12 protein-coding genes and 2 riboswitches are annotated in these 13,486 nt (G+C 26.7%); of the genes, 1 reads left to right on the top strand and 11 read right to left on the bottom strand.

The window, feature by feature from the left end; all coding sequences use genetic code 11:
- Nucleotides 1–10: 10 nt before the first annotated feature.
- From LPC13_RS00270 to LPC13_RS00225, 10 genes are all read right to left on the bottom strand, one after another.
- Nucleotides 11–895, bottom strand: coding sequence for a DUF58 domain-containing protein (locus tag LPC13_RS00270; protein ID WP_005214134.1), 885 nt, complete (start codon nt 893–895; stop codon nt 11–13).
- Between the two features lie 3 nt (nt 896–898).
- The gene (locus tag LPC13_RS00265; protein WP_005214135.1) at nt 899–1,882 is read right to left on the bottom strand and encodes an AAA family ATPase; all 984 of its coding nucleotides are present in this window, start codon (nt 1,880–1,882) and stop codon (nt 899–901) included.
- 34 nt (nt 1,883–1,916) lie between these two features.
- Complete coding sequence (locus tag LPC13_RS00260; RefSeq protein WP_005214136.1) at nt 1,917–3,500, bottom strand: hypothetical protein; 1,584 nt, start codon at nt 3,498–3,500, stop codon at nt 1,917–1,919.
- Between the two features lie 4 nt (nt 3,501–3,504).
- Nucleotides 3,505–4,389 carry an ABC transporter permease gene (locus LPC13_RS00255; RefSeq protein ID WP_005214137.1) on the bottom strand — a complete coding sequence of 295 codons (885 nt, stop codon included), beginning with the start codon at nt 4,387–4,389 and terminating at the stop codon, nt 3,505–3,507.
- 12 nt (nt 4,390–4,401) lie between these two features.
- Nucleotides 4,402–5,331: an ABC transporter ATP-binding protein gene (locus LPC13_RS00250; RefSeq protein WP_005214138.1), complete on the bottom strand. Its 930-nt coding sequence runs from the start codon at nt 5,329–5,331 to the stop codon at nt 4,402–4,404.
- On the bottom strand, nt 5,331–7,727 hold the full coding sequence (locus LPC13_RS00245) for a type 1 glutamine amidotransferase family protein (RefSeq protein ID WP_040419705.1): 2,397 nt from the start codon (nt 7,725–7,727) through the stop codon (nt 5,331–5,333). The genes LPC13_RS00250 and LPC13_RS00245 overlap by 1 nt, the downstream gene beginning before the upstream one ends.
- Nucleotides 7,728–7,979: 252 nt before the next feature.
- Nucleotides 7,980–8,579, bottom strand: a complete 600-nt coding sequence (locus LPC13_RS00240; protein WP_005214140.1) for a trimeric intracellular cation channel family protein — start codon at nt 8,577–8,579, stop codon at nt 7,980–7,982.
- A gap of 53 nt (nt 8,580–8,632) precedes the next feature.
- Nucleotides 8,633–8,709: riboswitch (glycine riboswitch) on the bottom strand.
- Between the two features lie 3 nt (nt 8,710–8,712).
- Nucleotides 8,713–8,798: riboswitch (glycine riboswitch) on the bottom strand.
- A 67-nt stretch (nt 8,799–8,865) separates the two neighbouring features.
- Nucleotides 8,866–9,030 carry a hypothetical protein gene (locus tag LPC13_RS00235; protein WP_005214142.1) on the bottom strand — a complete coding sequence of 55 codons (165 nt, stop codon included), beginning with the start codon at nt 9,028–9,030 and terminating at the stop codon, nt 8,866–8,868.
- A 252-nt stretch (nt 9,031–9,282) separates the two neighbouring features.
- A complete protein-coding gene (locus tag LPC13_RS00230) occupies nt 9,283–9,654 on the bottom strand; it encodes a hypothetical protein (protein WP_005214143.1) in 372 nt (123 codons plus the stop codon).
- Nucleotides 9,655–9,775: 121 nt separating this feature from the next.
- A complete protein-coding gene (locus tag LPC13_RS00225) occupies nt 9,776–10,627 on the bottom strand; it encodes an NAD(P)-dependent oxidoreductase (RefSeq protein WP_005214145.1) in 852 nt (283 codons plus the stop codon).
- A 134-nt stretch (nt 10,628–10,761) separates the two neighbouring features.
- Here LPC13_RS00225 and LPC13_RS00220 point away from each other — a divergent pair, with 134 nt between their 5' ends.
- Nucleotides 10,762–12,150: an MATE family efflux transporter gene (locus LPC13_RS00220; RefSeq protein ID WP_234088451.1), complete on the top strand. Its 1,389-nt coding sequence runs from the start codon at nt 10,762–10,764 to the stop codon at nt 12,148–12,150.
- 192 nt (nt 12,151–12,342) lie between these two features.
- Here LPC13_RS00220 and LPC13_RS00215 read toward each other — a convergent pair whose 3' ends face one another.
- Complete coding sequence (locus LPC13_RS00215; RefSeq protein WP_234088449.1) at nt 12,343–13,344, bottom strand: J domain-containing protein; 1,002 nt, start codon at nt 13,342–13,344, stop codon at nt 12,343–12,345.
- Between the last annotated feature and the right edge of the window lie 142 nt (nt 13,345–13,486).

Genomic DNA, 13,486 nt, shown 5'->3' with positions numbered 1-13,486 from the left:
TATCCTCCCCCTAATAAAGTACTTTTCGCTTGCTAAATTCACTTAATATTATTTCTTCTATATTCATAGATGAATTAACACTTATAAGCTTTCCACCATACTTTTTAGCTAAAGCTTCTACTTTCTCATTATAAATTTTTAGTGTTTCTTTATATTCGTTAATAAGTGCTGGTGTTACACTAAGCTTTATATTTTCTCCTGTTTCACTATCTATAAGTGTAATTTCATTATTAAAATCCGGATTAATTTCTTCATCACACAAAACCTGCACTAAAATTATTTCTTGCTTCTTATATGCTAAATATTTTAGTCCATCTTCTAAACTTTCTAACCCTTCATTATTTAAAAAATCCGATACTACTATGGATATCCCTCTCATACTTAAAGGTCTTTTCTTAATACTAGAGCTTAAATCTGTTGTTCCATCAAACTTTATCTTTTCTAAATCCATTAATATTTTTTGAAAGCCTCTATTTCCTGTGCTTGTTTTTATATTTTCTAAACTACCATCATTCATAGTGCTTATATTAACTCTATCTAAATTATTTAAAGCAATATAACTTAAAGCTGCTACTATTTTTAAAGCTGTATTTTTTTTATTGTCTTTTCCATAATCCATCGATTTACTTTTATCAATAAAAAAGTTAAATACACCTTCCCTTTCTTCCATAAAGACTTTTATAAAAAATTTATCAAACCTGCTATAAGCATTCCAATCTATTCTTCTAAAATCATCTCCTGGTGCATATTCTCTATAATCTGAAAACTCTACAGATACACCTTTTGCTTTAGATTTTCTTCCACCTTGAGTACCACCACTAAGTTTGAAATTTATATACATATTAATTTTATTAAGCTTTTTAAAGAAGTCTTCATTAAACATCTTTTCACTCATTTTTTACACTACCTTTAACTCTTCTAATATTTTAGAAATAATAGTTTCTTCATTTAATCCTTCTGTTATTGCATCAAAGTTTAAAACCAATCTATGTCTAAGTACTGGATAAGCAAGTTCTTTTATATCATCAAAAGATACATTAAATCTTCCTTCCATAACAGCTCTAACTTTTGCACCTGCAATAATTCCTTGTGCTGCTCTTGGACTAGCTCCTGCTTCTAAATACTCCTTAGCTATTTGTGCTCCAGCTTCTATTTCTGGATGTGTTGCAAGTATTAGCTTTAATGCATATTCCTTAACTGGCTCTGCAATTTTAACTTCTTTAATAATATCTCTAAGCTCTAATATTTCATTTCCTTCTAATACATTTTCTAAATTAACTTTATTATTAGTTAAAGTTAAATCCATAATTTCCTTTAGTTCATCTAAACTAGGAAATTCTACATTAAGCTTAAATAAAAATCTATCAATTTGTGCTTCTGGAAGAGGGTATGTTCCTTCCTGCTCTATTGGATTTTGAGTTGCAAGCACCATAAATGGCTTTGGCATTTCATAAGTCTTTTTACCTACAGTTACTGTTTTTTCCCCCATTGCTTCTAAAAGTGCTGATTGAGTTTTAGGTGTTGCTCTATTAATTTCATCTGCTAGTAAAAGATTTGTAAATACAGGCCCTTTTTCAAATCTAAATACTGTATTATCATTTTCCTTTACTACAATATTAGTTCCAACTACATCTGCTGGCATTAAATCTGGTGTAAACTGTATTCTTGAAAAATCTAAATTTAAGACTTTTCCTATTGTTTTAACTAATTGAGTTTTACCCATTCCTGGCATACCTTCTAATAGCACATTTCCTTCTGCAAATATTGCTATTAAAACATTTCTTATAATATCCTTTTGACCTATTATACCCTTGCTTATTTCCTCTTCACATCTCTTTATTTTTTCTGCAACTTTTATTATTGATTGTTCATTTATTTCCATAATGTTCACCTCTTATATACTCCAACATATCATTTTAATTTAATCCTTCAAAATAATTCTTAATTAAATCTTTTAAACTTTGTGGTAAATTACTATTATTAGCGCCTTCTAAAGCACTATTGCTATAATCACCAATTACCTTATCATAATCTACCTTTTCACCGCTTATATTAAGGCCATTTTCAGTTTCTATTTGCTGCGAATTTCCATCTTCATTTTTATTTCCAGTAAGGTTATTATCACTACCTTCATTTCTTCCTGGAATATATATTTGTTCTCCTGGATTGTTTTCTAAATCATTTTCATGCCCAGTTGTACTACCAGTATTCCAACCTGCTCCTCCTTGGCCACCGCCACTTCCTGATCCACTTCCCGATCCTTGCCCTTGACCAGCTCCAGAACCTTGGCCAGATCCACTTCCTTGTCCTTGTCCTGAACCACTTCCTTGGTTATTTCCTTGACTTTGATTATTATTTGATTGTTGATTACTTGAATTATTACTTGTTCCATTACTATTATTCACTGAATTTGTAATAGCCTGTGATAAGCTTTCTGCATCAATATTTTTATCTAAAACTGCACTTGAAGCATTTTTTAATGCCTCTTGTAAATCCTCATCACTTATATCTAAAGCCGCATTTTTTAAAGCTTCTGAAAGAGCACTTAATTCTGAACTACTCATTGTTGATAATTTATTTTCTAGCTCTTTTAATTCTTTATTTACTGCCTCTTCATCTCCCTTTAATATAGCTTCACCTAAATCCTTACTTTCTTCTTTTTTCATTAATTCATTTACTAATTTATTAACATCTTTTTTTGCATTAGTCTCTTTTTCTTTGTTGAAATCATCTAATAAGTCTTTTTTAGTTTTTTCTAAAGTTTCCTTTGCTTTATCTGAAGATAATTTTTCCTTTTTATCTTCCAGCTTCTTTTCTAATCTCTCTAAGGTTTTATTTATTTCAGACTGCTTTTCACTTTCTTTTAATTCTTTTTCTGCCTCTTCTAGAATCTTTTTAATCTCTTCTTTTTCTATATCTGATAAATCCTCTGATTTTTCTATTTCATTCTTTTCTTTTTCAACTTTTTCTATTATTGCATTTTGCATTTTATTAAATTCTCTTATATTTTTTGCATTTTTTCTTGATGCTGTTGGCACAAACATAACTAAAATACACATTAATATAAGCCCTAAAGATAATAATACTTGTTTTTTATCTATACTAATTCTTAAATTCTTTTTAATATTAAAGTTTTTAATTTTATCTACTGTATCCTTCTTTTGAGCTATTGCTATATTATCCTCACAGTTTATAAGCTCTAATGATGTAATAAGCCTTTCATTTAATCCCTTTGAATCTACAATTAAAGAAACTTTCTCTTTGTTTGGAGCCTTTATAACTCCATATATTAAAGCAATTATTAATCCCACCACTAATATCCCTAAAGAAATTTCTTCTACATATGGAATTGTTATAAATAGTGATATTAATAGTAAGCTAAATATTAAGCATAGTAGCATCTTTAATGCCACTATGCTCAAATTTATTAAGAAGTTTGCTTTAATTCTTTTAGATGCTTTATTTATAAAATCTAAAATAGCTTTATCTAAAGAATTCATATTACTACTCCTTTACTTTTTTAGATTTTTTTCTAAAATTCTTATTAAGTGGATTAAGCTTAATAGCTGCTAAATATATAAATATTGCTGAAAGAACTAATTGTACTACTATAGAAATATATTCAGTATTTTGATTCATTCCAAGTTCAATTAACATATAATTAAATTCTGCCCCTAATCCCACTTGATTTATAAGCAAGCTTGCAAAGCCAGCTACTGGACTTAAATAAACTATTGGTGAAACCTTAGGCATATCGCTTATCATTGTTCCACTAGAACTTAATTTCATCATTGAAATAATAAATATTGCCCAGGCAATAACTATTATTCCTACATAAATAAATAATACTAATCCATAACTTAATGCGGTTGCTACCTTTGATGTTTTTACATATGTTGATACAAAAACCCCTATAGAGCCTACAAATATTGTATTTACTATAAAGAATATTATAAGTTCTATAATATTGCTTAATTTCACGCCTCCTATTAATGAACATATTGCATATAAAGGCATTGTACATATTATAAGTACTATGACTCTTAATGATGAAGCAAAAACTTTTCCAACTATAATTTGAAGTGGCGTTAATTTTGATGATAGTAATATATCTAAAGTTTGTTTTTCACGTTCTGAACATATTGCTGTTGATGTTAATGATGGTACTATAAACATTAATAGTACAGCTTGACCAATAGCCATTACTACATAAAACATAACTGATGATTGTAGGTTTAATCCGTTAACAAAAACCTCTGAATTCAATGAGTTATAGTAAATTACTGCTGCAACTGATAATATTGCTATATATGCAAATATCATTAATGTAAATTTTATACTTCTTACTGCAAGCTTGCTTTCATTTCTTAAAACTGGATTTAATCTCACTATTTCTCCCCCCTACTCTTCATCACTATCTGCTGTTATTTGAATAAATACATCTTCTAAATTTCCAACTGATCTACTGTAATTTAAAACTGGTATATCTTTTAATACTAATGCTTTTAAAACATTACATACTTCAATATCATCTCCACTTACACTTGCAGTTATCTTATTACCATCAACTTTAATATCAGAAATATTAGGTAATTCTTTTAATATTTTAATAGCCTCTTCTTCTTTATCCATAACAGTAAATACTATAGGGGATGCTCCTGCTGCCCTTGTCATAATTTCATCTACAGTTCCTTGACATACTATAGTTCCACCTTTAACTATTCCTATATTTGTACATACTTCTCCAAGTTCAGGTAATATATGAGATGAAACTATAATTGTTTTTCCCATATCCTTTAAATTTCTTAAAATCCCCTTCATTTCATATCTAGCCCTTGGATCCATCCCTGATGCTGGTTCATCTAAGATTAAAAGTTCTGGATTATGAACTAAACATCTTGCTAAACATAATCTTTGCTTCATACCTCTAGATAATCCATCAACATATGCATCAGCCTTATCCTTTAAATTAACAAGCTCTAATAAATCCATAGAAAGTTTTCTTGCATCTTCTCCTATAATTCCATAAATAGATGCATAAAACTCAAGATATTCAATTGCCTTTAAATTATCATAAACTCCAAAAAAGTCTGGCATATATCCAATTTTATCTTTTAATGCTCTATTGTTTTTTATAGCATCAATTCCATCAACATAAACCTCTCCACTGTCTGGTGATAAAAGTCCTGAAATAATTTTCATAGTAGTACTTTTTCCTGCCCCATTAGGTCCTATAAATCCAAATATTTCACCCTTTTTTATTTCTAAATTCAATCCATTTAAAGCTTTAAAATTGCCATAAGATTTTTCAAGATTTTTTATAACTAGCATTATTTCTCCACCCCTTTTACAACTATTTTAGGAGCCATACTATCTTCCTTATCTCTATTAACTTCAAGCTTTACTTTAATTACATTATTTAAAGTATAATTTGAAATTTCATCTACTTTATAGCTTCCTGATGATAATAAGAATTTTTCATATTCATTACTTTTGTAATTATAGATGTAATACTCACCATTTCTTCCATATTCATATCCCCATCTATCAGTTCCAACTTTAAAAGTAACCTCTTTAATATCTATATTTTCATCAATTTTATAATCAAAGATTACTTCTCCTTGTCCATAAACAAATCCATTATAACTATCAACATAAGCATTATTATCTAAAGAATTTAATTCTGGATTAAAATATCCTTCTGGGAAATTAATATTCCCTTCATCATCTTTAAAGTTTATACCTATATCTTGAATTATTGCTGTTGTATTAAATTTAGATACTGATTTTTTTCCTAAATTTAATCCATATTCTACAGGCATATCTGTTATTGCAATAATTTTTGAAATACTATTAAAATATTCATTACTACTTAATACATTTAATAAATTAGAATATCTTAAAACATATTTATACTTAGGATCATTTTCATCCTTGCTTTTATCCCATCTTGATTGATAGTATTCATCAGTCATAATTGATGAATAACTTTCTAAACCACTAGTACTTGAAGATTTTAAATTTTCTATTTTTATTTCTTCACCACTTTTTACTTGGCCTAAATCCCAAATATTATTACCTGTTACTACTAATAATCTATTAACGTCTGTGTCTAAATTGTTTTTTATACTACCATTTAAAGTGCCATCTTTTAAGTTAAAATCTCCTTCAAATTTAGGTATAAAAACTTCTTCTCCCTTTACTTTAAATGTTTTTATATCTGAAGCATCAGTATCTGAAAAAGTAAAGTAAGAATTATTATTACTATAAGTTGTCTTCACTCTTAATTTTGTTATTGATTCATTTCCAGCTTCTCCATAATAGTAATTATCACTATTTATATATTTCATTTCTAAATTTTCATCTTTTTCTATTACAAGATTATCTTTATACTTACTACCAATTCCTAAATAACCATTTACTTCACCTTTTCCATCTTCATTTACAGAAATAATATTTAAAGAGTTTAAAATTACATCATTTACTCTCATTTTCCCACCAATTAAGTAAATAAATATTGTAAAAGCAATTGCTAATACTGGTAGTATAACCCAAGTTAAATCTCTTCTTTTTACCATTTTTAAAACTAGATAAAGCACTATTCCTACTGTAATTGCATATATAGCTAGTATTATTACAACAGTAGTTGTGCTTAATATATTTTCTACTGGTATATAATTTAATATAGAATTAATTCCATAACTGTAATTCCAATAATTATTTTGAGTTATATTCTCATAAACTTTATCAAATATTGGAGTTAATATATTTTGCATTAGGCTACTTGCATCTTTAGAAGATATAAAAGGTTCTGTGCCTATATCAAAAGTAGTTATTAAAATTTCACCACTTCCCTTTTTCTTAGAATATACTAACTCTTGACCATTTTCTCCATATACTACATTTGCATCATCTATATTCAATGATGATAATATTAAATTTAAACTTTCATTTATTAACTTTACATTCTTCTCATTAGTTCCATTTGAAGAAATATTTAAAAAGCTTTTGTCTATATTATTTATAGTCTTACTCTCATTAGCTCCTGCTGATATTAATAATGTTCCTCCATTATTTACCCAAGTATTTAAAGCATCATATTGTTCTTTTTTTAAATTTGCCATATTATAATTATTTACTATTATTAAATCTAAACCATCAATATTTAAATAATTATTTCCTATAATATCTGAATTTAAATTAACAGTATTAATTTTTCCAGCTGTTGAATAAGAGGTATTAAAGGATATTTCTCCTAAATAACCTAATGCTGTTGCATCATCAGTTAATAGCCCTGTAAAAACATTTGCATCATTAATTCGCCCTGAAAAAAGTAATAATTCTTTTTCATAAACTACTTTATTATTATTAATTAAACATATAGTTCCTTTAGTTGAATTTTCAATAAACTTTACTGGAATTGATACATTTATATTTTCGCCTGCTTTAGCATTTACTTCTTTAGCATATGCATCATATCCACCTTGTGAATCACTAGCTACTCTTACCTCAATTTCTCCATTAAAATCTTCTGATAAATTCTCTACATTAATACCTATAGGCATATACTTTTGAGCTCTATATTTACCATCAATTCCATAATCTATAGTTACTTTATAATTACTATTCTTTTCATTTGCACTAACCTGTATATTAGGCATTATTAAGTTAAAAATAAAAATTAGTAATATATAGCTAAATATTTTTTTACTTTTTCCTTTTTTCATTAAGCTCCCCCATTTCACACTATTTGTTATTTATATACTTCATATTATATTTTACCCCATTTTTCCTTTATCTTCTTATTTTTTCCTTTAAGATTTTCTTAAAATTTTCTTACAATAAAAAAAAACAAAAAGTGATTATATAACATTTAATTAAGTTACATAATCACTTTTTGTCCAACTTTAACAAATAAATTTATTTTATTATTTATATAATTGCTTTTATCCTATTTTAATATTAGTCTTTTTTTAAATTTATGCACTTATAACCGGTAGGTTAATTTCCTTATGATAGCTTATTACCCTAATAGCTATTATAATTATTAAAGATATGAATTGAGCTGTTTCCAATCCTACCACTGGATAAATAAACCATAATATAGTTACACCTATAACTCCTGCAACACAATAAATATCATTTTTAAATATTTGTGGTTTTCTATTAGTTATAATATCTCTAAGTACTCCACCACCAACTCCAGTTATTCCAGCTACAAATGAAAAAACCATAAAATTATAATTACTTTCTATTGCCTTACTTGCTGCTGATACAAAAAATGCAGCTAATCCTAATGCATCAATAAACATAAATAAATTTTTATACTTAACTTTTCCTTTTAATATTATAGCAAGTAATGCTCCTGCTATAATAAATGGTATAGTTTTATAGCTAGTAAAAAATACCGGTATACCAACATTAGTAACTATATCTCTTAATACTCCTCCACCCATTGCTGTAATTATAGCTATTATATATATTCCAAAAATATCGAACTCTTCTTCTATAGCAACAATAGCTCCTGATACTGCAAAAGCAAAAACACCAATATACTCTAAAATAGCAATGTAGTCCAACTAAAATCCCCCTTAAAAATATAGATTAAGACTAATTATTAAAATAATTGCGCCTCTGTCTTTTTACCTGAAAGATTCTCTTACTACATTTAAGATTGCTTCGTCGGTGTCTTATATGAGCTTTCCAGAGTTTTCTCAAAATTTGGTCCTTTTGCCTGAGAGTTTGCCGCACTTTCCCCTTCGGCTCTGAATTAAAACAGTATCTCCCAAATTTATCAACGAAATACCTTTAAATTATAATAAAATCTTTTTATCAATTCAATATTTTTATATAAAATTTACTTAACTATTCATCACTACATACACATATAGAAGTTTGTAACTCTATATATTCTTCAACACTAAGCTCACTTAAATATTTATCATAATGTTCTTCTGAGCAAAATACTCCTATTTTATTATCTACATAATCCTTATTTAACTCTTTTTTGCAATACATACACTTTTTCATTTTTTATCTCTCCTTATCTTTAATTAAAATACTTTATCAGTTTGTAAATTAATTTGACTAATGTATTCAACTACTTTTAAACTTTATTATCTGCTGAAATCAATAATAAAAACCTATAAAGCAATAATTTTATTTCAAATAAATATGGCAAATGAAGATTTATATTTTCTAAGAAAATTTAATCTTTCATTTGCCATTACTAACATTACTTAAACAGCATTATTAAATTATTTACATTTCAAAACTTATGATTTATGCACAACTAATTTTCTGCTTATCGAGGGTTGCATATGAATCTAATAAGTTAATAATAAAATTTCTTGTATCCGTATCTAAATTTCTTGTACTTGATATGGATTTTACTGCAAACTTCTTAATTAAAAAGCTATATGCTAGCTCTCCTATAAATAATGCTGTGTTTGTCATTCTTGAATCATTTAATAATTCTTTAAACTCTATAGTTGTTCCTTTTATATATTCCTTTGCAATATTATAAACTTCATCAATACTAATTAATTTTAATACTACATCAATATCCTTATTTATTTTACTAACAAATTTATTAATTAAACTTATATAATTTTTCTCATGCTTTTCATTTACAAATTTTAAATTTTTCCCCATAATTAATCACCTCTATGTATACATTATAGAACATAAATTTGTCAATTATGTTACAAAGTGATTAAATTTATCTTAATATTTACTTGCTTTTAATAGCCTATATTTAAGTTAGTTTACTTCTTTATAGATATTCCTCTATAATACTTTGAGTACCTTTATCTTCAAAATTTTTCTTAGCTAATTCTTCATACATTTCTAATACTTTATTAAGTACAGGAAGGCTTTCACCTTTTTCATCCATTACCTCTTTAGCTATTTTCATATCTTTTATAAAATGCTTATTAAAAAATCCTGGTTCATAATCTTTTTCTATCATTTTATAACCATTATTTTGTAGTTGCCAGCTACCAGCTGCACCTTTTGATATAGCATCTAAAACTGTTTTAGGATCAAGTCCTGACTTTTTAGCATAAATTATAGATTCTGCTACTGCAGCTATAGTTCCTGCTATGGCTACTTGATTAGAAGCTTTACAGTTTTGTCCACTACCTGCTTCTCCAAGATAAATTATATTTTTTCCCATGCATTCAAATACATTATACATATATTCAAAATCCTCTTTGTTTCCACCCACCATAATAGATAAAGTAGCATTCTTTGCTCCAATATCTCCGCCTGAAACTGGCGCATCTAAAATATGAAATTTATTTCCCTTTTCATATAATTTCTTTGCTAAAAGTGGTGATGATGTTGTCATATCTACTAAATATGCACCTTCTCTTGCATATTCAAATATTCCTTCTTTCCCTAAATAAACCTCTTCTACATCCTTTGGATAGCCAACAATAGTAAATACTGCATCTGCATCCTTAACACATTCTTTAATACTGTCTTTAACTTCAATACCGTATTCCCTTAAAGGTTCACACTTTGAAAGTGTTCTACTATATACAGATACATTATGTCCACTCTTCTTTAAATTTATTGCCATAGAACTTCCCATAACCCCAGTTCCAATCCAAGCTATATTCATATCTATACCTCCATATTTTTTTCTAATTATAATATACTTATGATATTTTTTCCACTATCCGCCACTCATTTTATACACTTTATTTCATTAATGTTATATAATAGAAATATTGTATACTAAAGGGGGCTTATTTTATGGATTTACAAAGAAGAAAAAATCTTATTTTAAAGGGAAACATTTATAAAGTATTAGTTACACTTGCTATTCCAATTATGGCTAATAATATAATTCAATGTCTTTATAATATGGCAGATGGATTTTGGGTTAGTATGATTGGTTCTGTTGAATTTGCAGCTACATCTTTTGTATGGCCTGTTGATTTTCTATTTATTTCAATAGGTTCAGGAATTTCTATTGCTGGAACTGCTCTTTTATCTATATTAATTGGTGCTAATAAAGCAAAAGAAGGTAAAAAATATTCTGCTCAATTATTTGCAATTTCTCTATTAACTTCTGTAATATTTACTATAATAGGTTTTATTTTAACACCATTATTTGTTAGAGCAATGGGTGCAAGTGGTGACTTAGCTCATTTCAGTAATATATATCTTAGAATTACTTTTTTGTCTTTGCCATTTTTATTTTTTTACTTTGTTTTTAACTCAATAATGATTGCTCAAGGTAATACTACCCTTCCAACATTACTTAGTGGAATTAGCGCTATTATAAATATAGTTTTAGATCCTATTTTTATATTTCCTTTAAAAATGGGTATTGCAGGTGCTGCTTATGCAACTCTTTTATCTAAATTTATCTTATGTGTAATGGCATTTTTTATTTTAAAGAAAAGTACATCACCATTAAAGCCATCATTTAAAAATTTTAAATTGGATTTTGTGCTTATAAAAGAAATACTTTCTATAGCTGTACCATCATCAATTGGTCAATCCGGTTCTGCTCTAGGTTTTATAGTTTTAAATAGCTTTATAGCTTCCTATGGCACCAGTACTATGGCAGCATTTGGTATGGTAAATAAAATCACATCATTAATTTCACAACCAGCAATGGGATTTGGTTCTGCCCTTGTTACTATAACTGGGCAAAATTTAGGTAATGGAAATATTAAACGAATAAAAGATGCATTTAATAAAGCTTCTATAATAGTAATTATAATTACTGTTATTGGCTCCATAATAATGTACATAAATAATGATGCTATTATAAACTTTTTTATGCAATCAAAAGATGATTTAAAGGTAATTGAAGAAGGACTTACTTATTTAACTTATATACTTTTTTCAATGCCTCTTATGGGAATGTTTAGCGTTTTTCAAGGAATCTTTCAAGGATCTGGATATACAAAATATTCTATGGGAATGGAAATCGGAAGATTGTGGTTTGTTAGAATACCAATGATTTTACTGTTTAAATATTTTACTAACGTAGGTTCTATTGGAATTTGGTTTTCTATGAGCTTTAGTAATCTTATTATTTGTATTTATGGCTTTACTAGATATAAACAAGGCCTATGGCAAAATACACCTAAAAATATAAAAACAGCCGAAAAAGAGTGCTTTAGTTAATTATAAATTAAAGCTTGAATTATAATAATATATTATAACCCATACTAAAAACCAATATATACCGTTATCTAAATATAAAAGTAAAATGGCAAATTAATTATTAAAAATTCTTTTTCCTGAATTTATTAATTAATTTGCCATTTATGATTTTAATTTAACTACTTAAAGTTTAAAACCATACTTTCACTTTATTTAAAATGCAAAATTCTTTAAGCTAGTATTTATTTTTCCTAACATATTAGGAACTACTCTAACTATAGTAGGTAAGAAAAATGCTACTATTGTTGCTAATGCACAAAGAGCGAATATTTCCCATTGCATAGGGTGACCAATATAAATTTGATATCCATGTATTGCTGCTATTCCTATTGCTCCAACTATTATTACCTTAGATACTAAAAAACATGTTAAATTAATTATCTTAAATAAAAATATAATTATTGATAAGATTAATATTACCGGTATTACTAATATCTTAAATGGAACCTTTATTAAATTTAAAATTTTGTTATTATCACTACTTTTTTTGACAACAACCTTTTGTCCTTTGACTTTGCTTTGTTTTTCATCTACATTTTTATTTTCTGAAAACTCATTATTTTTCATTCTATTTATATAATTATTTTCATCACTATCATTACTATTTTTCTCTGTATAATTTTTGTTTTCTTTCTTCTCTTTGGTATTATTTTTATTATTCTTTTTCTTAGCCTTACTCTTTATTGGTTTATTTTTATTATTTCTTTTTCTAATTTCTACAATTTCTTCGTCTTCACTGTCATCTAAAGATAAAAACTCCTCTTTAGATATTGCTATATGTCTTTCTGTTAATGTATTTTCTTTAGATTTCCTTATTATTTCTTGAATTTCTTCTGCACTCATTTTAACAGTACAATCTAAATCATAATTTTCTTCAACCTTTTTTTCAGCTTCTTTAATTTCTTCATTTTCATTCAAACCTTTATTGTTTGTATACTCTTCTTCTATATTCTTAATTATTTTCTCTTCTAATTCTTTCTCTTCAAACTCTTTCATTAATTCATCATAAGCTGCTTTAAATAAACTTAAAAACTTATCTAATTTTTTCTTATCACGTACTTCATTATTAAATTTATTAACTTGCTTTTCATAGGCTTGTCTTATTTCCTCTTTCGACGCACCTTCCTTTATTCCTAAAATATTAAAACAATCCATATTATCTTCTCCATATTTTAATTAATTATAACTTTAACTAAATTACAAATTTAAAGTTTCACTTATTAGTATATCAATATTAATTTAAATATTAAATAGTAGTTATAACCATTAACTCCACATTAGCAATACAATATACTCT

Origin of the sequence: Clostridium celatum (assembly GCF_021412605.1) — a bacterium.
Lineage (GTDB): Bacteria > Bacillota > Clostridia > Clostridiales > Clostridiaceae > Clostridium > Clostridium celatum.
This window is presented reverse-complemented; position numbering and strand designations above follow the sequence as displayed.

Bases quoted from the DNA above. Each gene is read 5' to 3' on its own strand.
- LPC13_RS00270 (WP_005214134.1), bottom strand. From the start codon at position 895: ATGAGTGAAAAGATGTTTAATGAAGACTTCTTTAAAAAGCTTAATAAA.
- LPC13_RS00265 (WP_005214135.1), bottom strand. From the start codon at position 1,882: ATGGAAATAAATGAACAATCAATAATAAAAGTTGCAGAAAAAATAAAG.
- LPC13_RS00260 (WP_005214136.1), bottom strand. From the start codon at position 3,500: ATGAATTCTTTAGATAAAGCTATTTTAGATTTTATAAATAAAGCATCT.
- LPC13_RS00250 (WP_005214138.1), bottom strand. From the start codon at position 5,331: ATGCTAGTTATAAAAAATCTTGAAAAATCTTATGGCAATTTTAAAGCT.
- LPC13_RS00245 (WP_040419705.1), bottom strand. From the start codon at position 7,727: ATGAAAAAAGGAAAAAGTAAAAAAATATTTAGCTATATATTACTAATT.
- LPC13_RS00235 (WP_005214142.1), bottom strand. From the start codon at position 9,030: ATGAAAAAGTGTATGTATTGCAAAAAAGAGTTAAATAAGGATTATGTA.
- LPC13_RS00230 (WP_005214143.1), bottom strand. From the start codon at position 9,654: ATGGGGAAAAATTTAAAATTTGTAAATGAAAAGCATGAGAAAAATTAT.
- LPC13_RS00225 (WP_005214145.1), bottom strand. From the start codon at position 10,627: ATGAATATAGCTTGGATTGGAACTGGGGTTATGGGAAGTTCTATGGCA.
- LPC13_RS00220 (WP_234088451.1), top strand. From the start codon at position 10,762: ATGGATTTACAAAGAAGAAAAAATCTTATTTTAAAGGGAAACATTTAT.
- LPC13_RS00215 (WP_234088449.1), bottom strand. From the start codon at position 13,344: ATGGATTGTTTTAATATTTTAGGAATAAAGGAAGGTGCGTCGAAAGAG.